This window comes from Pseudomonas sp. GW822-FHT04C11 (assembly GCF_058800905.1).
This window is the reverse complement of record NZ_JBXAMS010000025.1, coordinates 23,130-47,282: the sequence shown is the minus strand read 5'-3', so window position 1 is coordinate 47,282 and position 24,153 is coordinate 23,130. Positions and strand designations below refer to the sequence as shown.

The window sequence follows — 24,153 nt, the reverse complement described above, 5'->3', positions numbered from 1 at the left end:
CACACCAGTAACACCACAAAACGCCCCGCTATCCTCAGGTAGCGGGGCGTTTTGCTGTCTACGATTCAACTTGCCCCACCGCAGGCCGACAAACTGGCAAACTCAAGCCTTTGATCGCGGAGATAACGGACATGTCCCTACGCACCCTGCTCACCACGCTGCTGCTGACCTGCAGTTTTTCGGTCGTCGCTGCTACCGAGGTGGTGCAGCTCAACAATCGCACCAGCGCCGACCTGCTGCCGGTGGCGCAGAATTTTATCGGCAGGGACGGCAAGGTCAGCGCCTACGGCAACCAGCTGATCGTCAACGCCGAACCCGACAAGATCGACGAACTCAAAGCCCTGATCGCACAGCTCGACACCGCACCCAAGCGCCTGCTGATCACGGTCGACACCAACGAAAACAACCAGCAAAACAACGCCGATCGGCAAACGCAGATCATCAGCTACAGCACCGACAGCCGTGAAGGCGGCATCCAGCAGGTCCAGACCAGCGAAGGCACACCCGCCCTGATCCAGATCGGCCAGAGCGTACCGCTGACCACCACCCAGACCGACACCTACACCAGCCTGCCAAACCAGATAAACACCTTGCGCCAGCCCCAGGCCAATACCTCCGGCCAGCCGCAAAACCCGCTCAACAACTACGCTCACCAGCAAAACCAGACCCAATACCGCAACGTCACCCAGGGTTTCTACGTCACCGCCAGCGTTACCGGCGACATCGTTCACCTGGCAATCAGCACCAACCGTGACCGCATGAGCCAGGAACGCCCCGATGTAGTGAACGTGCAAAGTACCGACACAACCGTCAGCGGCCGCCTGGGCGAGTGGATCACCCTGGCTGGCGTCAACCGCCAGACGCAAGCCGACAAACAGGCTATGAGCCGCAGCTACTCTACTCAGGGACGGGATGACATGACGTTGCGAGTCAAAGTCGACACCTTGGACTAACACACCAAAAACTGACTGATTAGTCGTATTAGACTAAAGATGTAGTGCTTGAAAAATAGCACTACAAAACGTTTGACGAGCCAAAAAAGCGAAGGCATGATGGCCTCGCTCCCGCTAATCAGGGGCCCTGGCAAGGGCCTTCGGATCGCGCTCTAACCTTACCGACCTGAGCCGATTCGTGTCTGTACCGCCCATAAGGTGTGTTTGACGAGGTTGCGACTGGAACGAAGTTGTCCCGAGGGACGGAAGCGTAATAGGTAGCCCGGCAACACACTGATGATCGTATAAAGGCCCACGACGCCCGAATGCGCCCGCCAGTTCGCCCTTACCTGCTCAGCTTTCATCCTCGAGCCCATCGTTCATCCCGTCGCCTTCCCCGCCAGACCCGACTTGACCGCCTAAGCTTCTGGTCAGCGAGCAGCCATCTACGCCCCATTTGAATGTGCGTATCTGGCAACAGGAATTTTCCACCAGACCTATGCGACGAGGTTTATCTCCATGGCACTGACACGCGAACAGCAAATTGCAGCCCTTGAAAAAGACTGGGCTGAAAACCCGCGCTGGAAAGGCGTGACACGCACTTACTCCGCTGCTGACGTCGTCCGTCTGCGTGGCTCGGTTCAACCTGAGCACACCTTTGCAAAAATGGGCGCCGAGAAGCTCTGGAACCTGGTTACCCAGGGTGCCAAGCCAGCCTTCCGCCCCGAGAAAGATTTCGTCAACTGCATGGGCGCCCTGACCGGCGGCCAGGCGGTACAGCAAGTTAAAGCCGGCATCCAGGCGATCTACCTGTCGGGCTGGCAGGTTGCTGCAGACAACAACTCTGCAGAATCGATGTACCCGGACCAGTCGCTGTACCCCGTCGACTCCGTACCGACCGTGGTCAAGCGCATCAACAACTCGTTCCGTCGCGCCGACCAGATCCAGTGGAAAGCCGGCAAGAACCCGGGCGACGAAGGTTACATCGACTACTTCGCACCGATCGTTGCCGATGCTGAAGCCGGTTTCGGTGGTGTTCTGAACGCCTACGAGCTGATGAAGAGCATGATCGAAGCAGGCGCTGCCGGCGTTCACTTCGAAGACCAACTGGCTTCCGTGAAAAAATGCGGCCACATGGGCGGCAAGGTACTGGTTCCAACCCAGGAAGCCATACAGAAGCTGATCGCAGCTCGTCTGGCAGCCGACGTTGCCGGTACGCCGACCATCATCCTGGCCCGTACCGACGCTAACGCTGCTGATTTGCTGACGTCCGACTGCGATCCGTACGACCAGCCATTCGTGACTGGCGAGCGCACCCAGGAAGGCTTCTACAAAGTTCGCGCGGGACTCGACCAGGCTATCGCTCGCGGCCTGGCCTACGCGCCGTACGCCGACCTGATCTGGTGCGAAACCGCCAAGCCGGACCTGGACGAAGCCCGTCGCTTCGCTGAAGCGATCAAAAAGGAATACCCGGACCAACTGCTGTCGTACAACTGCTCGCCTTCCTTCAACTGGAAGAAAAACCTGGACGACGCGACCATCGCCAAGTTCCAGCGCGAACTGTCTGCCATGGGCTACAAGCACCAGTTCATCACCCTGGCCGGCATTCACAACATGTGGCACAGCATGTTCAACCTGGCGCACGACTACGCCCGCAACGACATGACTGCCTACGTGAAGCTGCAAGAGCAGGAATTCGCTGACGCCGCCAAGGGTTACACCTTCGTAGCGCACCAGCAGGAAGTGGGCACCGGCTACTTCGACGACATGACCACCGTGATTCAGGGCGGCTCGTCTTCGGTTACCGCACTGACCGGCTCCACCGAAGAAGAACAGTTCCACTGATCTGATTCGAACGAACAAACGGCCCTTCCGGACCGAGTAAAAAACTAACCGGAATGCCGCACATCTGACGCCCCGACTGGTTCGGGGCGTTTTTTTGCCCGCAATTTCACGAACACCACAAGCCCTCGTAGGAGCCAGGCTTGCCCGCGATGGGTGCGCCGCAGTTTTTCAGACAAACCGAGTCATCGTTCATCGCGGGCAAGCCTTGCTCCTACAGGAAGGGGGAGCAAGGACGAGCAAAAACATTGATCCAGAGCGGTATTTCAATCGGCAAAACAGGGTAAAACGGCCCCGCGCACTACTTGCAGTAGCCGGCATGTAAGCGCAACTTTCCAGCCACCACCCCGAATAACAGTTCAAAAACCGCCGCAAACAATATTGATTATCATTTGGCGCGATTCATGTTCGTTACAACTCGCACAAAACATTATTGACGAAACCCCTGCTAATGCCCGCAACGCATGGGCTGCAGGCTTTTTGAGGTGCGCTATGTCCTTATTCTTATAAATAATTTCGCTACAGGAATTTTACTTGCTCGGTGTTTAGCCATAAAATCACCGCGATTGATTGCTGCGACATATCGTCACTGCTTTATTTCTTTTCAAGCTCAGAGACCTTTGCTCTCTGTTAAGGATTACCAGCATGCCCGAAGCGACAGGACTCATGGCCCACAACTGGGGCTTTGCCATTTTCCTTCTGGGTGTCGGCGGCCTGTGCGCCTTCATGCTCGGCGTCTCCAGCCTCCTCGGGTCAAAAGCCTGGGGCCGCAGCAAAAACGAACCGTTCGAGTCCGGCATGCTACCTACCGGTGGCGCCCGCTTGCGGCTCTCAGCCAAATTCTATCTGGTCGCGATGCTGTTCGTGATCTTCGATATCGAAGCCCTATTTCTCTTTGCCTGGTCTGTGTCCGTCCGCGAAAGCGGCTGGACCGGATTCGTCGAAGCTCTCGTTTTCATAGCAATTCTGTTGGCAGGTCTTGTCTACCTATTTCGAGTGGGCGCCCTTGATTGGGCTCCGGAAGCTCGTCGTAAGCGGCAGGCGAAGCTGAAACAATGAGGCTTTGGCGATGCAATACAATCTCACCAGGATCGACCCCGATGCTCCTAACGAGCAGTACCCGATTGGCGCACGGGAAACCGTCTCCGATCCGTTAGAAGATCAAGTCCACAAAAACATTTTCATGGGCAAGCTCGAAGACGTGCTTAACGGCACGATCAACTGGGGGCGTAAGAACTCCCTGTGGCCGTATAACTTCGGCCTTTCGTGCTGCTACGTGGAAATGACCACCGCCTTCACGGCGCCCCACGACATCGCGCGCTTTGGCGCCGAGGTTATCCGGGCATCGCCGCGTCAAGCGGATTTCATGGTTATTGCCGGAACCTGCTTCATCAAGATGGCGCCGATCATTCAGCGTCTCTACGAGCAGATGCTCGAGCCGAAGTGGGTTATCTCCATGGGTTCGTGCGCCAACTCCGGTGGCATGTACGACATCTACTCCGTCGTTCAAGGGGTGGACAAGTTCCTGCCCGTGGACGTCTACGTGCCTGGCTGCCCGCCCCGCCCTGAAGCTTTTCTGCAAGGCTTGATGCTGTTGCAGGAGTCGATTGGCCAGGAGCGTCGCCCACTTTCCTGGGTCGTTGGCGATCAAGGCGTTTACCGCGCCGAGATGCCTTCGCAAAAGGAACAGCGCCGCGAACAGCGTATTCAGGTAACCAACCTGCGCAGCCCCGACGAAGTCTGATCCAGCTCTGTTCTTACAAAGAAACGAGAAACTGGCTTCATTCTTTACGTTGACCGAAAGCGATAAAAAAACCATGACTACAGGCAGTGCTCTGTACATCCCGCCTTACAAGGCAGACGACCAGGATGTGGTCGTCGAATTGAACAATCGTTTTGGCCCTGAGGCGTTCAGCGCCCAGGCCACCCGCACCGGCATGCCGGTGCTTTGGGTTGCCCGTGCCAAACTCGTCGAAGTCCTGACCTTCCTGCGCAACCTGCCCAAGCCGTACGTCATGCTCTATGACCTGCACGGCGTGGACGAGCGTCTGCGCACCAAGCGCCAGGGTTTGCCGAACGGTGCCGACTTCACTGTGTTCTATCACTTGATGTCGATCGAACGTAATAGTGACGTAATGATCAAGGTCGCCTTGTCCGAGAGCGACCTCAGCGTGCCGACCGTGACCGGTATCTGGCCGAACGCCAACTGGTACGAGCGTGAAGTGTGGGACATGTACGGCATCAACTTTGCCGGCCACCCGCACCTGACCCGCATCATGATGCCACCGACCTGGGAAGGTCACCCGCTGCGCAAGGACTTCCCGGCCCGTGCCACCGAGTTCGACCCGTTCAGCCTGACGCAGGCCAAGCATCAGCTTGAAGAAGAGGCTGCACGCTTCAAGCCTGAAGACTGGGGCATGAAACGTTCCGGCGCCAACGAGGACTACATGTTCCTCAACCTGGGCCCGAACCACCCTTCCGCTCACGGTGCATTCCGCATCATCCTGCAACTGGACGGCGAAGAAATCGTCGACTGCGTGCCGGACGTCGGCTACCACCACCGTGGTGCCGAGAAGATGGCCGAGCGTCAGTCCTGGCACAGCTTCATCCCTTACACCGACCGTATCGACTACCTCGGCGGCGTGATGAACAACCTGCCGTACGTGCTCTCGGTCGAGAAGCTGGCCGGCATCAAGGTCCCAGAGAAGGTCGACGTCATCCGCATCATGATGGCCGAGTTCTTCCGGATCACCAGCCACCTGCTGTTCCTGGGTACGTACATCCAGGACGTCGGCGCCATGACCCCGGTGTTCTTCACCTTCACCGACCGCCAGAAGGCGTACACGGTGATTGAAGCCATCACCGGTTTCCGTCTGCACCCGGCCTGGTACCGCATCGGTGGCGTTGCCCACGACCTGCCGCGCGGCTGGCAAAAACTGGTCAAGGACTTCGTCGAGTGGATGCCAAAGCGTCTGGACGAATACCAGAAAGCCGCACTGGACAACAGCATCCTGCGTGGCCGGACCATCGGCGTCGCCGCCTACAACACCAAAGAAGCCCTGGAATGGGGCGTCACCGGTGCAGGCTTGCGTTCGACCGGTTGCAATTTCGACCTGCGCAAGGCCCGTCCGTACTCCGGCTACGAGAACTTCGAATTCGAAGTGCCGCTGGCGGCCAATGGCGATGCCTATGATCGTTGCATCGTGCGCGTGGAAGAAATGCGCCAGAGCATCAAGATCATCGACCAGTGCCTGCGCAACATGCCGGAAGGCCCGTACAAGGCGGATCACCCGCTGACCACGCCGCCGCCGAAAGAGCGCACGCTGCAGCACATCGAAACCTTGATCACGCACTTCCTGCAAGTTTCGTGGGGCCCGGTCATGCCGGCCAACGAATCCTTCCAGATGATCGAAGCGACCAAGGGCATCAACAGTTATTACCTGACGAGCGATGGCGGCACCATGAGCTACCGCACCCGGATTCGCACCCCAAGCTTCCCGCATCTGCAGCAGATCCCTTCGGTGATCAAAGGCAGCATGGTCGCGGACTTGATCGCGTACCTGGGTAGTATCGACTTCGTTATGGCCGACGTGGACCGCTAAGCATGAACAGCACGCTTATCCAGACAGACCGTTTCGCCCTGAGCGAAACCGAGCGCTCGGCCATCGAGCACGAGCTGCATCACTACGAAGACCCGCGCGCGGCGTCGATCGAAGCCCTGAAGATCGTCCAGAAGGAACGTGGTTGGGTGCCTGACGGCGCGCTCTACGCCATCGGCGAAATCCTTGGCATCCCGGCCAGCGACGTTGAAGGCGTGGCGACGTTCTATAGCCAGATCTTCCGTCAGCCAGTCGGTCGTCACATCATTCGCGTCTGCGACAGCATGGTCTGCTACATCGGCGGCCACGAGTCGGTGGTCAGCGAAATCCAGAGCAAGCTGGGCATCGGCCTGGGTCAAACCACCGCCGACGGTCGTTTCACCCTGCTGCCGGTCTGCTGCCTCGGTAACTGCGACAAGGCGCCGGCGTTGATGATCGACGACGACACATTCGGTGATGTGCAGCCTGCTGGCGTTGCCAAATTGCTCGAGGGCTACGTATGACCCTGACTTCCTTCGGCCCTGCCAACCGCATCAAGCGCAGTGCAGAGACTCACCCGCTGACCTGGCGCCTGCGTGACGACGGCGAGGCTGTCTGGCTCGACGAGTACCAGGCCAAGAACGGCTACGCCGCAGCGCGTAAAGCCTTCGCCGACATGTCCCAGGACGATATCGTCCAGACCGTCAAGGACTCCGGCCTCAAGGGTCGCGGTGGCGCAGGCTTCCCCACTGGCGTGAAGTGGGGCCTGATGCCCAAAGACGAATCCATGAACATCCGCTACCTGCTGTGCAACGCGGATGAAATGGAACCCAACACCTGGAAAGACCGCATGCTGATGGAGCAACTGCCCCATCTGCTGATCGAAGGCATGCTGATCAGTGCTCGCGCACTGAAAACCTACCGTGGCTACATCTTCCTGCGTGGCGAATACACCACCGCCGCCAAGCACCTGAACCGTGCCGTGGAAGAAGCCAAGGCTGCAGGCCTGTTGGGCAAGAACATCCTGGGCAGCGGTTTCGATTTCGAACTGTTCGTCCACACCGGCGCCGGGCGTTACATCTGCGGTGAAGAAACCGCACTGATCAACTCCCTCGAAGGCCGCCGCGCCAATCCGCGCTCCAAGCCGCCCTTCCCTGCCGCCGTTGGCGTGTGGGGCAAGCCGACCTGCGTGAACAACGTCGAAACGCTGTGCAACGTGCCGGCGATCATCGGCGACGGCGTGGACTGGTACAAATCCCTCGCTCGCGAAGGCAGTGAAGACCATGGCACCAAGCTGATGGGCTTCTCCGGCAAAGTGAAGAACCCTGGCCTGTGGGAGCTGCCGTTCGGCGTCCCTGCGCGCGAGCTGTTCGAAGACTACGCCGGCGGCATGCGCGACGGTTACAAGCTCAAGTGCTGGCAGCCAGGCGGCGCCGGTACCGGCTTCCTGTTGCCGGAACACCTGGACGCACAAATGTACGCCGGCGGCATCGCCAAAGTGGGCACCCGTATGGGTACCGGCCTGGCCATGGCGGTAGACGACAGCGTCAACATGGTGTCCCTGCTGCGAAACATGGAAGAGTTCTTCGCCCGTGAGTCGTGCGGTTTCTGCACCCCGTGCCGTGACGGTTTGCCGTGGAGCGTCAAGCTCCTGCGCGCCATCGAGAACGGTGAAGGGCAAGCCGGCGACATCGAGACCCTGCTGGGTCTGGTCGGCTTCCTCGGCCCAGGCAAGACCTTCTGTGCTCACGCACCGGGTGCCGTGGAGCCATTGGGCAGTGCCATCAAGTATTTCCGTCCAGAGTTCGAAGCCGGCATCGCGCCCACCCGCGCCGCCGTCCCGCCTCTGGCAAGGCCGATCGTAGTCGGCGCTTAACGCTTTAAAAAGGCGAACGGTCCGTGCCGTTCGCCTTTCGTCCGATGACGCCTTTTCAGGCTGTTTGGATTTGGACGGATAACAAGATTCCATTAGCCACGCCCGCTGACACCGGGCCAACGAAGAACTTTGAACCATGGCCACTATCCACGTAGACGGCAAAGAGCTCGAAGTCGATGGGGCAGACAACCTGTTACAGGCATGTCTGTCGCTAGGCCTCGATATCCCTTATTTCTGCTGGCACCCCGCCCTTGGCAGCGTTGGCGCTTGCCGCCAGTGCGCCGTCAAGCAGTACACCGACGAGAACGACAAGCGTGGTCGTATCGTCATGTCCTGCATGACCCCTGCGACCGACGGCAGCTGGATCTCCATCGACGACGAAGAAGCCAAAGTGTTTCGCGCAAGCGTCGTCGAATGGTTGATGACCAACCACCCGCACGACTGCCCCGTGTGCGAGGAAGGCGGTCACTGCCACCTGCAAGACATGACGGTAATGACCGGCCACAACGAGCGCCGTTACCGCTTCACCAAGCGTACCCACCAGAACCAGCAACTGGGCCCGTTCATTTCCCACGAAATGAACCGCTGCATCGCCTGCTATCGCTGCGTACGCTTCTATAAAGACTACGCCGGCGGTACTGACCTCGGTGTATTCGGCGCCCACGACAACGTGTACTTCGGTCGCGTTGAAGACGGCACCCTCGAAAGCGAGTTCTCCGGCAACCTCACCGAGGTCTGCCCGACCGGTGTGTTCACCGACAAGACTCACTCCGAGCGCTACAACCGTAAATGGGACATGCAGTTCTCGCCGAGCATCTGCCATGGCTGCTCCAGCGGTTGCAACATCAGCCCGGGTGAGCGTTACGGCGAACTGCGTCGCATCGAAAACCGCTTCAACGGTTCGGTGAACCAGTACTTCCTGTGCGACCGTGGCCGTTTCGGTTATGGCTACGTCAACCGCGAAGATCGCCCACGTCAGCCGCTGCTGGCCAACGGCGCGAAGCTGAGCCTCGACGAAGCGCTGGATAAAGCCGCTGACCTGCTGCGCGGTCGCAACATCGTCGGTATCGGTTCGCCGCGTGCCAGCCTTGAAAGCAACTATGCCCTGCGCGAACTGGTCGGTGCCGAGCACTTCTACTCGGGTATCGAGGCTTCCGAGCTCGAGCGTATTCGCCTGGTCATGCAGGTGCTGAAAGACAGCCCGCTGCCGATCCCGAACATGCGCGACGTCGAAGACCACGACGCGATTTTCGTCCTCGGTGAAGACCTGACCCAGACCGCTGCGCGCATGGCCCTGGCCCTGCGTCAATCGGTCAAGGGCAAAGCCGAAGACATGGCCGACGCGATGCGTGTTCAGCCTTGGCTCGACGCCGCGGTGAAAAACATCGGTCAGCACGCGCTGAACCCGCTGTTTATCGCAAGCCTGGCCGAAACCAAGCTCGACGACGTGGCTGAAGAATGCGTTCACGCCGCTCCAGACGACCTGGCACGTATCGGTTTCGCCGTGGCTCACGCCCTCGACGCCAGCGCTCCAGCCGTTGAAGGCCTGGACAGCGAAGCTCTCGAACTGGCTCAACGCATCGCCAACGCCCTGCTCGCGGCCAAGCGCCCACTGATCATCGCCGGTACTTCGCTGGGCTCCAAAGCCCTGATCGAAGCGGCGGCGAACATCGCCAAAGCCCTGAAGCTGCGCGAGAAGAACGGTTCCATCAGCCTGATCGTGCCAGAGGCCAACAGCCTCGGCCTGGCCATGCTCGGCGGCGAATCGGTCGATGCAGCCCTGCAAGCGGTGATCGAGGGTAAAGCCGACGCCATCGTGGTGCTGGAAAACGATCTGTACACCCGCACCGACAAAGCCAAGGTCGATGCGGCCCTGACCGCCGCCAAAGTGGTGATCGTTGCCGACCATCAGAAAACCGCTACCAGCGATCGCGCGCACCTGGTTCTGCCAGCTGCCAGCTTCGCTGAAGGCGACGGTACGCTGGTCAGCCAGGAAGGCCGCGCCCAGCGCTTCTTCCAGGTCTTCGACCCGACTTACCTCGATGCGAGCATCCTGGTTCACGAAGGCTGGCGCTGGCTGCATGCCCTGCGCGCAACCCTGCTGAACCAGCCGATCGACTGGACCCAACTGGACCACGTCACCGCGGCCTGCGCTTCGAGCACTCCACAACTGGCCGGCATCGTCAACGCCGCACCGTCCGCTTCGTTCCGGATCAAAGGCCTGAAACTGGCCCGCGAACCGTTGCGTTACAGTGGCCGGACCGCCATGCGCGCCGACATCAGCGTGCACGAGCCGCGTACATCCCAGGACAACGACACCGCGTTCTCGTTCTCCATGGAAGGTTACTCGGGCTCGGTCGAACCGCGTCAGCAAGTACCATTCGCCTGGTCGCCGGGCTGGAACTCGCCGCAAGCCTGGAACAAGTTCCAGGACGAAGTCGGTGGTCACCTGCGTGCCGGTGATCCGGGTGCTCGCCTGATCGAAAGCCAGGGTGATTCGCTGAACTGGTTCGCCAGTGTTCCGCGTGCATTCAATCCGGCCCAAGGCACTTGGCAGGTTGTGCCGTTCTATCACCTGTTCGGCAGCGAAGAGAACTCTTCTAAAGCCGCTCCGGTCCAGGAACGCATTCCGGCTGCTTATGTGTCGCTGGCCAAGTCCGAAGCCGATCGCCTGGGCGTCAATGACGGTGCCATGCTGAGCTTGAACGTTGCCGGCCAGACCCTGCGTCTGCCGCTGCGCATCAACGAAGAACTGGGCGCCGGCCTGGTGGCGCTGCCTGCGGGTATCGCCGGCATTCCACCGGCAATCTTTGGCAAATCCGTTGACGGTCTGCAGGAGGCAGCGCAATGACCTTGTTCACTCCTGAAGTGATCGACATCATCATCGCGGTGCTCAAGGCCATCGTGATCCTGCTCGCCGTAGTGGTCTGCGGCGCGCTGTTGAGCTGGGTCGAGCGTCGTTTGCTCGCCCTCTGGCAGGACCGTTACGGTCCGAACCGCGTCGGCCCGTTCGGCGCGTTCCAGATCGCGGCCGACATGATCAAGATGTTCTTCAAGGAAGACTGGACGCCGCCGTTCGCCGACAAGGTGATTTTCACCCTGGCGCCGGTCGTGGCCATGAGCGCCTTGCTGATTGCCTTCGCGATCATCCCGATCACCCCGACCTGGGGTGTCGCGGACCTGAACATCGGCATCCTGTTCTTCTTCGCCATGGCCGGTCTGTCGGTCTACGCGGTGTTGTTCGCCGGCTGGTCGAGTAACAACAAGTTCGCCTTGCTGGGCAGTTTGCGGGCCTCGGCACAAACCGTGTCGTACGAAGTGTTCATGGGCCTGTCGCTGATGGGCATCGTGATCCAGGTCGGCTCGTTCAACATGCGCGACATCGTTGACTACCAGGCCCAGCACCTGTGGTTCGTCATTCCGCAGATCTTCGGTTTCCTGACCTTCTTCATTGCCGGCGTCGCCGTGACTCACCGTCACCCGTTCGACCAGCCGGAAGCGGAGCAGGAACTGGCCGACGGTTACCACATTGAATACGCCGGCATGAAATGGGGCATGTTCTTCGTCGGCGAGTACATCGGCATCGTGTTGATTTCGGCGCTGCTGGTAACCTTGTTCTTCGGTGGCTGGCACGGTCCGTTCGGCATTCTGCCGCAGATCCCGTTCATCTGGTTCGCACTGAAAACCGCGTTCTTCATCATGTTCTTCATCCTGCTGCGCGCCTCGATTCCGCGCCCACGGTATGACCAAGTGATGGACTTCAGCTGGAAGTTCTGCCTGCCGCTGACCCTCGTCAACATGCTGGTGACCGCTGCGATCGTGTTGCTCAACACGCCCGCCATCGCGGCTCAGTGAGGATAGAGAATCATGAAGTATATTTTTGACATCGTGCATGGCTTCTTCACCCAGCTTCGCAGCCTGGTGATGATCTTCGGCCATGCCTTCCGCAAGCGCGACACGCTGCAATATCCGGAAGAGGCGGTGTACCTGCCGCCGCGCTTTCGTGGACGTATCGTCCTGACCCGCGACCCCGATGGTGAAGAGCGTTGCGTTGCCTGCAACCTCTGCGCCGTGGCATGCCCGGTCGGTTGCATCTCGCTGCAGAAAGCCGAAACCGAAGACGGTCGCTGGTACCCGGAGTTTTTCCGTATCAACTTCTCGCGCTGCATTTTCTGTGGCCTCTGCGAGGAAGCCTGCCCGACCACCGCGATCCAGCTGACACCGGATTTCGAAATGGCCGAGTTCAAGCGTCAGGACCTGGTTTACGAGAAAGAAGATCTTTTGATCGCAGGACCCGGCAAAAACCCTGACTACAACTTCTATCGTGTTGCAGGTATGGCCATTGCTGGCAAGCCGAAAGGCTCCGCGCAGAATGAAGCCGAACCGATCAACGTGAAGAGCTTGCTGCCTTAAGGAAGAAAGATGGAATTCGCTTTCTATTTCGCGTCAGGAGTTGCCGTTGTGTCCACGCTTCGCGTGATCACCAACACCAATCCTGTACACGCCCTGCTCTACCTGATTATTTCGCTGCTCGCCGTGGCGATGACCTTTTTCAGCCTCGGTGCGCCATTTGCCGGTGTACTGGAAGTGATCGCCTACGCTGGCGCCATCATGGTGCTGTTCGTGTTCGTGGTGATGATGCTGAACCTCGGCCCCGCCTCGGTTCAGCAAGAGCGCGTCTGGCTCAAGCCCGGTATCTGGGCGGGGCCGGTGGTACTGGCTGCGCTGCTGCTGGCTGAACTGCTGTATGTGCTGTTCAGCCATTCCAGCGGCACCGGCGTCGGCCACACCACCGTAGACGCCAAGGCCGTGGGCATCAGCCTGTTCGGTCCTTATCTGCTGGTGGTCGAACTCGCCTCGATGCTGCTGCTCGCTGCAGCCGTCACGGCGTTCCACTTGGGCCGCAACGAGGCGAAGGAGTAACTTTATGCCTGCTATCCCTCTCGAACATGGTCTGGCGGTTGCCGGCATCCTGTTCTGCCTCGGTCTGGTTGGCCTGATGGTCCGCCGCAACATTCTTTTCGTGCTGATGAGCCTGGAGGTCATGATGAATGCCTCCGCACTGGCGTTCATCGTTGCCGGTAGCCGTTGGGGCCAGCCGGATGGACAGATCATGTTCATCCTGGTGATCAGCCTGGCAGCTGCCGAGGCCAGTATTGGCCTGGCGATTCTGTTGCAGCTGCATCGCCGCTTCCACACTCTCGATATCGACGCTGCCAGCGAGATGCGCGGATGAACCTTCTCTATCTGACTTTCGTATTCCCCCTGATCGGTTTCCTGCTGCTTTCGTTCTCACGCGGGCGCCTCTCGGAAAACCTCTCGGCGCTGATCGGCGTCGGCTCCGTCGGCCTCTCGGCGATCGTTGCTGCCTATGTGATCTGGCAGTTCAACGTCGCGCCGCCTGAAGGCGGTCACGTCACCCAGGTGTTGTGGCAGTGGATGTCGGTAGGCGACTTCAAGCCGAACTTCGCCCTGTACCTGGATGGCCTGTCCGTGACTATGCTCGGTGTGGTCGTCGGCGTGGGCTTCCTGATCCACCTGTTCGCGTCCTGGTACATGCGCGGTGAAGACGGTTACTCGCGCTTCTTCGCGTACACCAACCTGTTTATCGCCAGCATGCTGTTCCTGGTGCTGGGCGATAACCTGTTGTTCCTGTACTTCGGTTGGGAAGGCGTGGGCCTGTGCAGCTACCTGTTGATCGGTTTCTACTACAGCAACCGCAACAACGGTAACGCCGCACTCAAAGCCTTCATCGTCACCCGTATCGGTGACGTGTTCATGGCCATCGGCCTGTTCATCCTGTTCCAGCAGTTGGGCACGCTGAACATTCAAGAGCTGCTGGTCAAAGCGCCTGAGCACTTCAAGACCGGCGACTTCTGGATCGTCATGGCGACCCTGATGCTGCTGGGTGGCGCTGTCGGTAAATCCGCGCAACTGCCGCTGCAAACCTGGCTGGCGGATGCGATGGCCGGCCCTACCCCGGTTTCGGCACTGATCCACGCCGCGACCATGGTGACCGCCGGTGTCTACCTGATCGCCCGTACCCACGGTCTGTTCGCCCTGGCACCGGATATCCTGCACCTGGTCGGCATCGTCGGCGGTGTGACCCTGGTGCTCGCCGGTTTCGCAGCCCTGGTCCAAACCGACATCAAACGTATCCTCGCCTACTCGACCATGAGCCAGATCGGCTACATGTTCCTGGCGCTGGGCGTAGGTGCCTGGGAAGGCGCGATCTTCCACCTGATGACTCACGCATTCTTCAAGGCGCTGCTGTTCCTTGCTTCCGGTTCGGTGATCGTTGCCTGCCACCACGAGCAGAACATCTTCAAGATGGGCGGTCTGTGGAAGAAACTGCCACTGGCCTACACCAGCTTCATCGTCGGCGGCGCGGCCCTTGCGGCCCTGCCACTGGTGACCGCAGGTTTCTACTCGAAAGACGAAATCCTCTGGGAAGCCTTCGCCAGCGGCAACCACGGTCTGCTCTATGCAGGTCTGGTGGGTGCCTTCATGACGTCGCTGTACACCTTCCGCCTGATCTTCATCGCGTTCCACGGTGAAGTGAAGACCGAAGCCCACGCCGGTCACGGCATCGCTCACTGGCTGCCACTGTCGGTGCTGATCGTACTGTCGACCGCCATTGGCGCGATGATCGTTCCGCCACTGCACGGCGTACTGCCAGAAAGCGTTGGGCATGCCGGCGGCGAAGCCAAGCACAGCCTGGAACTGGCCTCGGGCGCTATCGCCCTGTCCGGTATCCTGCTGGCCGCGCTGCTGTTCCTCGGCAAGCGTCGCTTCGTCACCGCCATCGCCAACAGCGGCATCGGCCGTCTGCTCTCGGCCTGGTGGTTCGCGGCCTGGGGCTTCGACTGGATCTACGACAAACTGTTCGTCAAGCCGTACCTTGCGATCAGCCACATGCTGCGCAAAGACCCGTTCGACCAAACCATCGGTTTGATCCCGCGGATGGCCAAAGGGGGTCACAACTCCCTGAGCCGTACCGAAACAGGTCAACTGCGTTGGTACGCCGCCTCGATGGCTGCTGGTGCCGTGCTGGTTATCGGCGCTGTCGTGCTGGTAGCGGTCTGATATGAACCTTGCGAACTTGCGAAAGGAAACGAGCCCGTCATGATTTTGCCATGGCTAATCCTGATCCCCTTCATCGGCGGCCTGCTGTGCTGGATGGGTGAGCGCTTCGGCGCTACCCTCCCCCGCTGGATTGCGCTGATCACCATGTCCCTGCTGCTCTCCCTCGGCCTCTGGCTGTGGGCCCACGGTGACTATTCATTTGCTCCGGCGCCTGGCGCCGATCAGACCTGGGCGCTTGAGTTCAAGCATGTCTGGATCGAGCGCTTCGGCATCAACGTGCACCTGGCCCTCGACGGCCTGTCGCTGTTGATGATCATGCTGACCGGTCTGCTGGGTGTCCTCTCGGTACTCTGCTCGTGGAAAGAGATCCAGCGTCATGTTGGCTTCTTCCACCTGAACCTGATGTGGATCCTGGGCGGTGTCGTCGGCGTGTTCCTCGCGCTCGACCTGTTCATGTTCTTCTTCTTCTGGGAAATGATGCTGGTGCCGATGTATTTCCTCATCGCGCTCTGGGGTCACAGTTCTTCGGACGGCAAGAAAACCCGGATCTACGCGGCGACCAAGTTCTTCATCTTCACTCAGGCCAGCGGCCTGATCATGCTGGTGGCGATCCTGGGTCTGGTACTGGTCAACTTCAACAGCACTGGCGTGATTACTTTCAACTACGCCGACCTGTTGAAAACCAAGATGTCGCTGACCACCGAGTACGTTCTGATGCTCGGCTTCTTCATCGCCTTCGCGGTGAAGCTGCCGGTAGTGCCGTTCCACTCCTGGCTGCCGGATGCTCACGCACAGGCACCGACTGCGGGTTCCGTTGACCTGGCCGGTATTCTGCTGAAGACCGCTGCGTACGGTCTGCTGCGTTTCGCCCTGCCGTTGTTCCCGAATGCGTCGGCCGAGTTCGCGCCGTTCGCCATGGCCCTGGGCCTGGTCGGGATCTTCTACGGTGCGTTCCTGGCGTTCGCCCAGACCGACATCAAGCGCCTGGTTGCGTACTCCAGCGTTTCGCACATGGGCTTCGTGTTGATCGGCATCTACTCCGGCAGCCAGTTGGCCCTGCAAGGCGCAGTGATCCAGATGCTCGCGCACGGCCTGTCGGCAGCGGCACTCTTTATCCTCTGCGGCCAGCTCTACGAGCGCACCCACACTCGCGACATGCGTGAGATGGGCGGCCTGTGGTCGAAGATCGCCTACCTGCCTGCCATCAGCCTGTTCTTCGCTGCAGCTTCGCTGGGCCTGCCGGTGACCGGTAACTTCGTCGGTGAGTTCCTGATCCTGATCGGCACCTTCGCCAGCGCGCCGTGGGTCACCGTGATCGCGACTGCCGGCCTGGTGTTCGGTTCGGTCTACTCGCTGATCATGATTCACCGTGCCTACTTCGGTCCGTCCAAATCGGACGCCGTGCTGCATGGCATGGATACTCGCGAAATGATCATGGTGGTTGGACTGGCGGCACTGCTGATTTACATCGGCGTCTACCCGCAACCGTTCCTCGATACCTCTGCCGCGACGATGCATGGCGTGCAGCAATGGTTCGGTACCGCCTTCACTCAACTCGCTTCGGCCCGGTAAGAGCGCTATGGACTTTACGATTCAACACTTTATCGCGCTTGCGCCATTGTTGATCACCAGCGCCACGATCATCGTGGTGATGCTGGCGATCGCCTGGCGCCGCAACCACTCGCAGACCTTCCTGCTGTCGGTCGCGGGTCTGAACCTGGCCTTGCTGTCGATCCTGCCAGCTTTGAAAGTCGCGCCTCTGGCCGTGACGCCCTTGCTGCAGATCGACAGCTTTGCCTGCCTGTACATGGCGCTGATCCTGGTCGCCACCCTCGCTTGCGTCACTCTCGCCCATGCCTACCTCGGCGAAGGCGGTACGGGTTACCCGGGCAACCGTGAAGAACTGTACCTGCTGATCCTGATGGCTGCCGCCGGTGGCCTGGTTCTGGTCAGCGCGCAGCACCTGGCCGGGTTGTTCGTCGGTCTGGAACTGCTCTCGGTACCGGTCTACGGTCTGGTGGCCTATGCCTTCTTCAACAAGCGCTCACTGGAAGCCGGCATCAAGTACATGGTGCTGTCGGCAGCCGGTTCGGCGTTCCTGTTGTTCGGTATGGCCCTGCTCTACGCCGAAGCCGGCACCCTGAGCTTCAGCGGCATCGGCCACGCCCTTGCGGCCACCGGACTGCCAAGCCCGCTGGCGCAGATGGGCCTGGGCATGATGCTGATCGGCCTGGCATTCAAGCTGTCGCTGGTACCGTTCCACCTCTGGACGCCGGACGTCTACGAAGGTGCCCCGGCACCGGTTGCAGCATTCCTGGCCACCGCCTCGAAAGTTGCCGTGTTCGCGGTCATGGTGCGTCTGTTCCAGATATCGCCAGTGGCCAGCAGCGGTGTGTTGAGCACTGTGCTGACCGTGATCGCGATTGCCTCGATCCTGTTCGGTAACCTGTTGGCACTGACCCAGAGCAACCTCAAGCGTCTGCTGGGTTACTCGTCTATCGCCCACTTCGGTTACCTGCTGATCGCCCTGGTGGCAAGCAAGGGTCTGGCGATGGAAGCCATCGGCGTGTACCTGGTCACCTACGTGATCACCAGCCTCGGTGCTTTCGGCGTGATCACCCTGATGTCCTCGCCGTACAAAGGCCGTGACGCTGACGCACTGTACGAGTACCGCGGCCTGTTCTGGCGTCGTCCGTACCTGACCGCTGTTCTGACCGTGATGATGTTGTCGCTGGCCGGCATCCCGCTGACCGCAGGCTTCATCGGCAAGTTCTACATCATCGCCACCGGTGTCGAGTCTCACCAATGGTGGCTGGTCGGCTCCCTGGTACTGGGCAGCGCCATCGGCGTCTTCTACTACCTGCGCGTGATGGTCACCCTGTACCTGATCGAGCCAAACCTGCGTCGCGTCGACGCCCAGCTGCACTGGGAACAAAAGGCAGGCGGCGTGATGCTGCTGGCCATCGCAGTGCTGGCGTTCTTCCTCGGCCTGTACCCACAGCCGTTGCTGGCACTGGTTCAGCAGACTGGCCTGGCGGGTTGATCGCTTAAGCGATACGCAGCAGAAAACACAAACGGCACCTTCGGGTGCCGTTTTTGCGTTTGGGGGACTGCTCTCCCCTTTCTCGGAATATGCCTGCAAAGAGACCGGTGGCAGCTGACATCCGGCTGATGCAACCAAGCGCTAAGGTGAGTGACGGGCTATCAGGAGCATTCAATGAAACAGGATATTTTTTCAGACGTAGTCGAAGGTTTTAAATGCCTGGCGACTGAGCAACAACGCAACATTCTGGTAAGGGGTACTCCCGAATCGCCAGCACCCTCAAAAACCTCTCGACCTTTCACCGCTAACTCGACACATGACAACGCGACCTATTGTCCGCTCACCTTTGCCTACCCCAAAAATTCTGGCTATATTTGTCCAGAATATTGGAGGGGCATCATGATCATCGTTCCGTTAGGTGAAGCAAAAAACAATTTGTCCAAACTGGTCGATGACGCTGCTTCCGGACAGATCATCACGATCGCTAAACATGGCCGAGCCCTTGCCCGCCTTGTTCCCGTGGGAAAACCCTCCGGACGGCGCATCGGAGCGATGAAAGGCAAACTGACCCTGCCTGAAGACTTTGATGCGCCGCTACCGGATGAGATGCTGGACGCATTTGAAGGGACTCCTGGATGAGGGTCTTACTCGATACACATATTCTGCTTTGGACTCTCAGTGATGATCCAAAACTATCCGGCAGAGCCAGAAAACTCATTGAGAGCGCCGCTGAGATTTACATCAGCGCAGCTACTTTCTGGGAGATGGCGATCAAGGTTGGGCTGGGAAAGCTAAGCGTTGATTTGGAAGAGGTTCGAGAATACTGCCTCGAAAGCGGTTTCATAGAGTTGCCTGTCACTTCAGAACACGCCATTGCAGTGAAAGACCTCGAACATCACCATCGCGATCCGTTCGATCGCCTTATTGTTGCAACTGCAATCACAGAACCAATGAAGCTACTCACCGCCGACCCTTTAGTCGCCAAATACACATCACTCGCTATTTTGGTTTAACTGGTTCTATCTCAACAAAGATTACGTCCATCAAACAAAAACCCGCACTAGGCGGGTTTTGTTTTTAGCTCAAGCAGGCTTCAGTCAGCCAGGCGCCAGGTCGTGCCGCCCTTGCCGTCTTCCAGCACCACACCCATGGCGGTGAGCTGGTCGCGGATGCGGTCCGACTCGGCCCAGTCCTTGTTGGCACGGGCGGTCAGGCGCGCCTGAATCAGCGCCTCGACTTCTGCTGCATCGACCCGGCCTTCAGCGCCGGCTTGCAGGAAGTCATCGGCTTCAAGCTGCAACACGCCAAGCACACTGGCCAGTTCTTTCAGGCGTGCCGCCAGACCTGCCGCCGCGTTCAGATCGCTCTCACGCAGACGGTTGATCTCGCGCACCATCTCGAACAGCACCGCGCAGGCTTCCGGCGTGCCGAAGTCGTCGTTCATCACCTGGGTGAAACGTTCGACAAAGGCTTCGCCACCGGCGGCCGGAACCGTCGGCAGGCCTTTCAGCGCGTGGTAGAAACGCTCCAGAGCGCCTTTGGCGTCCTTGAGGTTGTCTTCCGAGTAGTTGATCGCGCTGCGGTAGTGACTCGATACCAGCAGGTAGCGCACGACTTCCGGGTGGTACTTGTCGAGCACGTCGCGAATGGTGAAGAAGTTGTTCAAGGACTTGGACATCTTCTCGCCATTGATGCGAATCATCCCGCAATGCATCCACGCGTTGGCGTAGGTCTTGCCGGTGGCCGCTTCGCTCTGGGCGATTTCGTTTTCGTGGTGCGGGAACTCAAGGTCGCTGCCGCCGCCATGAATATCGAAAGTCTCACCGAGGCAGCAGGTCGACATCACCGAGCATTCGATGTGCCAGCCCGGACGCCCGGCGCCCCATGGCGATTCCCAGCTCGGCTCACCCGGTTTGGCGGCTTTCCACAAGACGAAGTCCAGCGGGTCCTGTTTCGACTCGTCGACTTCGATGCGGGCGCCGATGCGCAGGTCTTCGATTTTCTTGCGCGACAGCTTGCCGTAGCCCATGAACTTGGCGACGCGGTAGTACACGTCGCCGTTACCCGGCGCGTAGGCGTAGCCCTTGTCGATCAGGGTCTGGATCATCGCGTGCATGCCGGCAATGTGGCCGGTGGCGCGCGGTTCCATGTCCGGCTTGAGGATGTTCAAGCGCGACTCGTCTTCGTGCATTGCCGCGATCATGCGCTCGGTCAACGCTTCGAACGACTCGCCGTTTTCACGGGCGCGGTTGATGATCTTGTCGTCGATGTCAGTGATGTTGCGCACGTAGGTCAGGTCGTAACCGCTGAACCGCAACCAGCGGGTCACCAGGTCGAACGCGACCATGCTGCGGCCGTGGCCCAGGTGGCAGTAGTCGTACACGGTCATCCCGCAGACGTACATGCGCACCTTGTTGCCATCCAGCGGCTTGAAGACTTCTTTGCTCTTGGTGAGCGTGTTGTAGATCGTAAGCACGATTGTTCCTTAAGACTTGATCACTGGCCCCACGAATCACGCAGGGTCACGGTACGGTTGAATACCGGAGCGCCCGGTTTCGAGTCCTTGATATCCGCGACGAAGTAACCTTCGCGCTCGAACTGGAAACGGTCTTCCGGCTGTGCATTGCCCAACGAGGGTTCAGCACGACAACCGGTGAGGACTTGCAGTGAGTCAGGGTTGATGTTGTCCAGGAAACTGGCGCTGTCTTCGGCCTTCTCCGGGTTCGGAGAACGGAACAGGCGATCGTACAGACGCACTTCGCACTCGACGCTGGCCGCGGCCGGCACCCAGTGGATCACACCTTTGACCTTGCGGCCTTCAGGGTTCTTGCCCAGGGTTTCAGGGTCATACGAGCAACGCAGTTCGACGATGTTGCCATCGGCATCCTTGATCGCTTCGTCGGCACGGATCACGTAGCTGCCGCGCAGGCGCACTTCACCGGCAGGCTCCAGGCGCTTGTAGCCCTTCGGCGGCTCTTCCATGAAGTCTTCACGGTCGATGTAGATCTCACGGGCGAATGGCAGAACACGCACGCCCATGTCTTCTTTCGGGTGGCACGCCAGTTCGAGGTTTTCGACCTGACCTTCCGGGTAGTTGGTGATCACGACTTTCAGCGGACGCAGTACGCACATGGCGCGCGGGGCGCTGTGGTCAAGGTCGTCACGGATGCTGAATTCGAGCATGCCGAAGTCAACCACGCCGTCGGAACGGTTGGTGCCGATCATTTCGCAGAAGTTGCGGATCGATTTCGGCGTGTAGCCACGGCGGCGGAAGCCCGACAGCGTGGACATGCGCGGATCGTCCCAGCCATTGACGTGCTTTTCATCGACCAGTTGCTTGAGCTTGCGCTTGCTGGTGATGGTGTAGTTCAGGTTCAGACGGCTGAACTCGTACTGACGCGGGTGCGCCGGTACTGGCAGGTTATCGAGGAACCAGTCGTACAGCGGACGATGGCTTTCGAACTCCAGGGTGCAGATCGAATGAGTGATGCCTTCGATGGCGTCCGACTGACCGTGAGTGAAGTCATAGTTCGGGTAAATGCACCACTTGTCACCGGTCTGGTGGTGATGGGCATGACGGATGCGGTACATGATCGGGTCGCGCAGGTTCATGTTCGGCGAGGCCATGTCGATCTTGGCCCGCAGCACGCGTGCGCCGTCCTTGAACTCGCCGGCCTTCATGCGGGCGAACAGGTCGAGGTTTTCCTCAACCGAACGGTCGCGGAACGGGCTGTTCTTGCCCGGCTCGGTCAGGCTGCCACGGTATTCCTTGGCTTGTTCAGGGGTCAGGTCGTCGACGTAGGCCTTGCCCGCCTTGATCAGCTCGACCGCCCACTGGTGCAACTGGTCAAAATATTGCGAGGCATAGCGCACTTCACCGGACCACTCAAAGCCCAGCCACTTGACGTCGCTTTCGATGGCGTCGATGTATTCCTGGTCTTCCTTGGCCGGGTTGGTGTCGTCGAAACGCAGGTGCGTCACGCCACCGAACTCCTGGGCCAGGCCAAAGTTCACACAGATCGACTTGGCGTGACCGATGTGCAGGTAGCCGTTGGGCTCAGGCGGGAAACGGGTGACGATCTGCGTGTGCTTACCCGAGTCCAGATCCGCCTGGATGATCGGGCGCAGGAAATTGACCGGCACGGCAGGGCCAGTCTTGGAATTCGAGGTGGGGTCGACAGTCGGCTTGCTCATAGGATCCTTGAACGTACAAGTGCGTGGCCAGAATAAAGGGCCTGACAAAACAAAGCCGCTATCATAGCCGATGCGGTCAAGCGCCTGACAGAGCAGGCCCTAAAACTGCTGCTTTTAATCCACTGGATATGAAAAACAGCCTCGAAATTCGCGGCCATCACGCTAAACTGCGCACCTTGGCGATTTTTTGCCAAACAGGCAGGGGCTCGCACGCGTCTCGCAGCGCCCCGAAAGCCACGAATTCCTTGAAAACGTTTCTCCTTAAAAGAGTATCGATCATGACTCAAGTCAAACTGACCACCAACCACGGCGACATCGTCCTGGAACTGAACGCCGAGAAAGCCCCGATCACCGTGGCCAACTTCATTGAATACGTTAAAGCCGGCCACTACGAGAACACTGTATTCCACCGTGTCATCGGCAACTTCATGATCCAGGGCGGCGGTTTCGAGCCAGGCATGAAGGAAAAGAAAGACAAGCGTCCAAGCATCCAGAACGAAGCTGACAACGGTCTTTCCAACGACAAATACACCGTCGCCATGGCCCGCACCATGGAGCCGCATTCGGCTTCCGCACAGTTCTTCATCAACGTCGCTGACAACAGCTTCCTCAACCACAGCGGCAAAACCGCACAGGGCTGGGGCTACGCGGTATTCGGTAAAGTGGTTGCAGGCACTGACGTTGTCGACAAGATCAAAGGTGTTTCGACCACCATGAAGTCCGGTCACCAGGACGTACCAGCAGACGACGTGATCATCGAGAAAGCCGAGATCATTGAGTGATATTGCTGATTTCAGATTTACATCTGGAAGAGGAGCGCCCGGACATTACCCGGGCGTTTCTGGATTTGCTCGCCACCCGCGCCCGTTCGGCGCAAGCGCTGTACATTCTTGGCGACTTTTTCGAGGTGTGGATTGGCGACGACGCCATGAGCCCCTTCCAACGCTCCATCTGCCAGGCCCTGCGCGAACTTAGCGACAGCGGCACGGCAATCTTTCTGATGCACGGCAATCGTGATTTTCTGCTCGGCAAGGCCTTCTGCAAAGCAGCCGGCTGCACCCTGCTCAAGGATCCGAGTGTCGTGCAACTTGCAGGTGAGCCGGTGCTGTTGATGCACGGCGACAGTCTGTGTACCCGCGACGAAAGCTACATGAAACTGCGCCGTTACCTGCGCAACCCCATCAGCTTGTTCATCCTGCGCCATCTGCCGCTGCGCACCCGCCGCAAACTGGCGCGCAAGCTACGCAGCGAAAGCCGCGCGCAAACCCGGATGAAAGCCAACGACATCGTCGATGTGACCCCCGAGGAAATCCCGCGGATCATGCAGCAATACAGCGTGAAAACCCTGGTCCACGGCCACACCCACCGCCCCGCCATCCACAAATTGCAGATTGGCGAGCAAGCCGCCAAGCGCATTGTGCTGGGGGATTGGGATCGCCAGGGGTGGGCGTTGCAGGTGGATGAGCAAGGGTTTCAGCTGGCGGCGTTTGATTTTGTGAACCCGCAGCTGGCATTGCCAGGTAGCTGAGCGGCCCGTAAACACCACAACTCAGCCCGTAGCAGCTGTCGAGCTTGCGAGGCAGCTGCTACGTCCCCTCATCC

Annotated in this window: 21 protein-coding genes; 19 read left to right on the top strand and 2 right to left on the bottom strand. The window is 59.4% G+C overall.

Annotated features, from left to right (window positions below):
* Nucleotides 1-131 precede the first annotated feature (131 nt).
* The 17 genes from AC1RJ3_RS28390 (at nt 132) to AC1RJ3_RS28310 (ending at nt 19,370) form a co-directional block, all read left to right on the top strand.
* Nucleotides 132-953: a secretin N-terminal domain-containing protein gene (locus AC1RJ3_RS28390; RefSeq protein WP_347927080.1), complete on the top strand. Its 822-nt coding sequence runs from the start codon at nt 132-134 to the stop codon at nt 951-953.
* Between the two features lie 498 nt (nt 954-1,451).
* Entirely contained in the window at nt 1,452-2,777 is a 1,326-nt protein-coding gene (gene aceA, locus AC1RJ3_RS28385; protein ID WP_054597855.1) for an isocitrate lyase, read from the top strand.
* 642 nt (nt 2,778-3,419) lie between these two features.
* Nucleotides 3,420-3,833, top strand: coding sequence for an NADH-quinone oxidoreductase subunit A (locus tag AC1RJ3_RS28380; protein WP_007905050.1), 414 nt, complete (start codon nt 3,420-3,422; stop codon nt 3,831-3,833).
* A 10-nt stretch (nt 3,834-3,843) separates the two neighbouring features.
* Nucleotides 3,844-4,518, top strand: a complete 675-nt coding sequence (locus AC1RJ3_RS28375) for a NuoB/complex I 20 kDa subunit family protein (RefSeq protein WP_019689823.1) — start codon at nt 3,844-3,846, stop codon at nt 4,516-4,518.
* Nucleotides 4,519-4,591: 73 nt separating this feature from the next.
* Nucleotides 4,592-6,376, top strand: coding sequence for an NADH-quinone oxidoreductase subunit C/D (gene nuoC, locus AC1RJ3_RS28370; RefSeq protein WP_054598365.1), 1,785 nt, complete (start codon nt 4,592-4,594; stop codon nt 6,374-6,376).
* Nucleotides 6,377-6,378: 2 nt separating this feature from the next.
* Complete coding sequence (gene nuoE / locus AC1RJ3_RS28365; protein WP_007970445.1) at nt 6,379-6,876, top strand: NADH-quinone oxidoreductase subunit NuoE; 498 nt, start codon at nt 6,379-6,381, stop codon at nt 6,874-6,876.
* Entirely contained in the window at nt 6,873-8,228 is a 1,356-nt protein-coding gene (gene nuoF / locus AC1RJ3_RS28360; protein WP_019689821.1) for an NADH-quinone oxidoreductase subunit NuoF, read from the top strand. The genes nuoE and nuoF overlap by 4 nt, the downstream gene beginning before the upstream one ends.
* A gap of 136 nt (nt 8,229-8,364) precedes the next feature.
* Nucleotides 8,365-11,079, top strand: a complete 2,715-nt coding sequence (nuoG, locus tag AC1RJ3_RS28355; RefSeq protein WP_347927082.1) for an NADH-quinone oxidoreductase subunit NuoG — start codon at nt 8,365-8,367, stop codon at nt 11,077-11,079.
* A complete protein-coding gene (gene nuoH, locus AC1RJ3_RS28350; protein WP_019689819.1) occupies nt 11,076-12,083 on the top strand; it encodes an NADH-quinone oxidoreductase subunit NuoH in 1,008 nt (335 codons plus the stop codon). Before nuoG ends, nuoH begins: the two co-directional genes overlap by 4 nt.
* A 12-nt stretch (nt 12,084-12,095) precedes the next feature.
* On the top strand, nt 12,096-12,641 hold the full coding sequence (nuoI, locus tag AC1RJ3_RS28345; protein ID WP_203226134.1) for an NADH-quinone oxidoreductase subunit NuoI: 546 nt from the start codon (nt 12,096-12,098) through the stop codon (nt 12,639-12,641).
* Nucleotides 12,642-12,650: 9 nt separating this feature from the next.
* Nucleotides 12,651-13,151: an NADH-quinone oxidoreductase subunit J gene (gene nuoJ / locus AC1RJ3_RS28340; RefSeq protein ID WP_019689817.1), complete on the top strand. Its 501-nt coding sequence runs from the start codon at nt 12,651-12,653 to the stop codon at nt 13,149-13,151.
* Nucleotides 13,152-13,155: 4 nt separating this feature from the next.
* Complete coding sequence (gene nuoK / locus AC1RJ3_RS28335; protein WP_054597859.1) at nt 13,156-13,464, top strand: NADH-quinone oxidoreductase subunit NuoK; 309 nt, start codon at nt 13,156-13,158, stop codon at nt 13,462-13,464.
* Nucleotides 13,461-15,314 (top strand): NADH-quinone oxidoreductase subunit L, encoded by a 1,854-nt coding sequence (nuoL, locus tag AC1RJ3_RS28330; protein ID WP_103319882.1) that lies wholly within the window; start codon nt 13,461-13,463, stop codon nt 15,312-15,314. The genes nuoK and nuoL overlap by 4 nt, the downstream gene beginning before the upstream one ends.
* Nucleotides 15,315-15,353: 39 nt before the next feature.
* Nucleotides 15,354-16,886 (top strand): NADH-quinone oxidoreductase subunit M, encoded by a 1,533-nt coding sequence (nuoM, locus tag AC1RJ3_RS28325; protein ID WP_054597861.1) that lies wholly within the window; start codon nt 15,354-15,356, stop codon nt 16,884-16,886.
* A gap of 7 nt (nt 16,887-16,893) precedes the next feature.
* Nucleotides 16,894-18,357, top strand: a complete 1,464-nt coding sequence (gene nuoN / locus AC1RJ3_RS28320; protein WP_019689813.1) for an NADH-quinone oxidoreductase subunit NuoN — start codon at nt 16,894-16,896, stop codon at nt 18,355-18,357.
* A 174-nt stretch (nt 18,358-18,531) separates the two neighbouring features.
* Nucleotides 18,532-18,996, top strand: a complete 465-nt coding sequence (locus AC1RJ3_RS28315; RefSeq protein ID WP_237142943.1) for a type II toxin-antitoxin system Phd/YefM family antitoxin — start codon at nt 18,532-18,534, stop codon at nt 18,994-18,996.
* Nucleotides 18,993-19,370, top strand: a complete 378-nt coding sequence (locus AC1RJ3_RS28310) for a type II toxin-antitoxin system VapC family toxin (RefSeq protein WP_103319884.1) — start codon at nt 18,993-18,995, stop codon at nt 19,368-19,370. Before AC1RJ3_RS28315 ends, AC1RJ3_RS28310 begins: the two co-directional genes overlap by 4 nt.
* 80 nt (nt 19,371-19,450) lie before the next feature.
* Here the strand turns inward: AC1RJ3_RS28310 and cysS are convergent, their stop codons facing one another.
* Both cysS and AC1RJ3_RS28300 read right to left on the bottom strand, forming a co-directional pair.
* Nucleotides 19,451-20,833 carry a cysteine--tRNA ligase gene (cysS, locus tag AC1RJ3_RS28305; protein WP_019689810.1) on the bottom strand — a complete coding sequence of 461 codons (1,383 nt, stop codon included), beginning with the start codon at nt 20,831-20,833 and terminating at the stop codon, nt 19,451-19,453.
* Nucleotides 20,834-20,853: 20 nt separating this feature from the next.
* Nucleotides 20,854-22,551, bottom strand: a complete 1,698-nt coding sequence (locus AC1RJ3_RS28300; RefSeq protein ID WP_103319887.1) for a glutamine--tRNA ligase/YqeY domain fusion protein — start codon at nt 22,549-22,551, stop codon at nt 20,854-20,856.
* 278 nt (nt 22,552-22,829) lie between these two features.
* On the opposite strand from AC1RJ3_RS28300, the gene AC1RJ3_RS28295 reads away from it, so the two are divergent.
* Nucleotides 22,830-23,333 carry a peptidylprolyl isomerase gene (locus AC1RJ3_RS28295; RefSeq protein WP_054597864.1) on the top strand — a complete coding sequence of 168 codons (504 nt, stop codon included), beginning with the start codon at nt 22,830-22,832 and terminating at the stop codon, nt 23,331-23,333.
* Nucleotides 23,330-24,079, top strand: a complete 750-nt coding sequence (locus AC1RJ3_RS28290; protein WP_493081752.1) for a UDP-2,3-diacylglucosamine diphosphatase — start codon at nt 23,330-23,332, stop codon at nt 24,077-24,079. Before AC1RJ3_RS28295 ends, AC1RJ3_RS28290 begins: the two co-directional genes overlap by 4 nt.
* Nucleotides 24,080-24,153 lie beyond the last annotated feature (74 nt).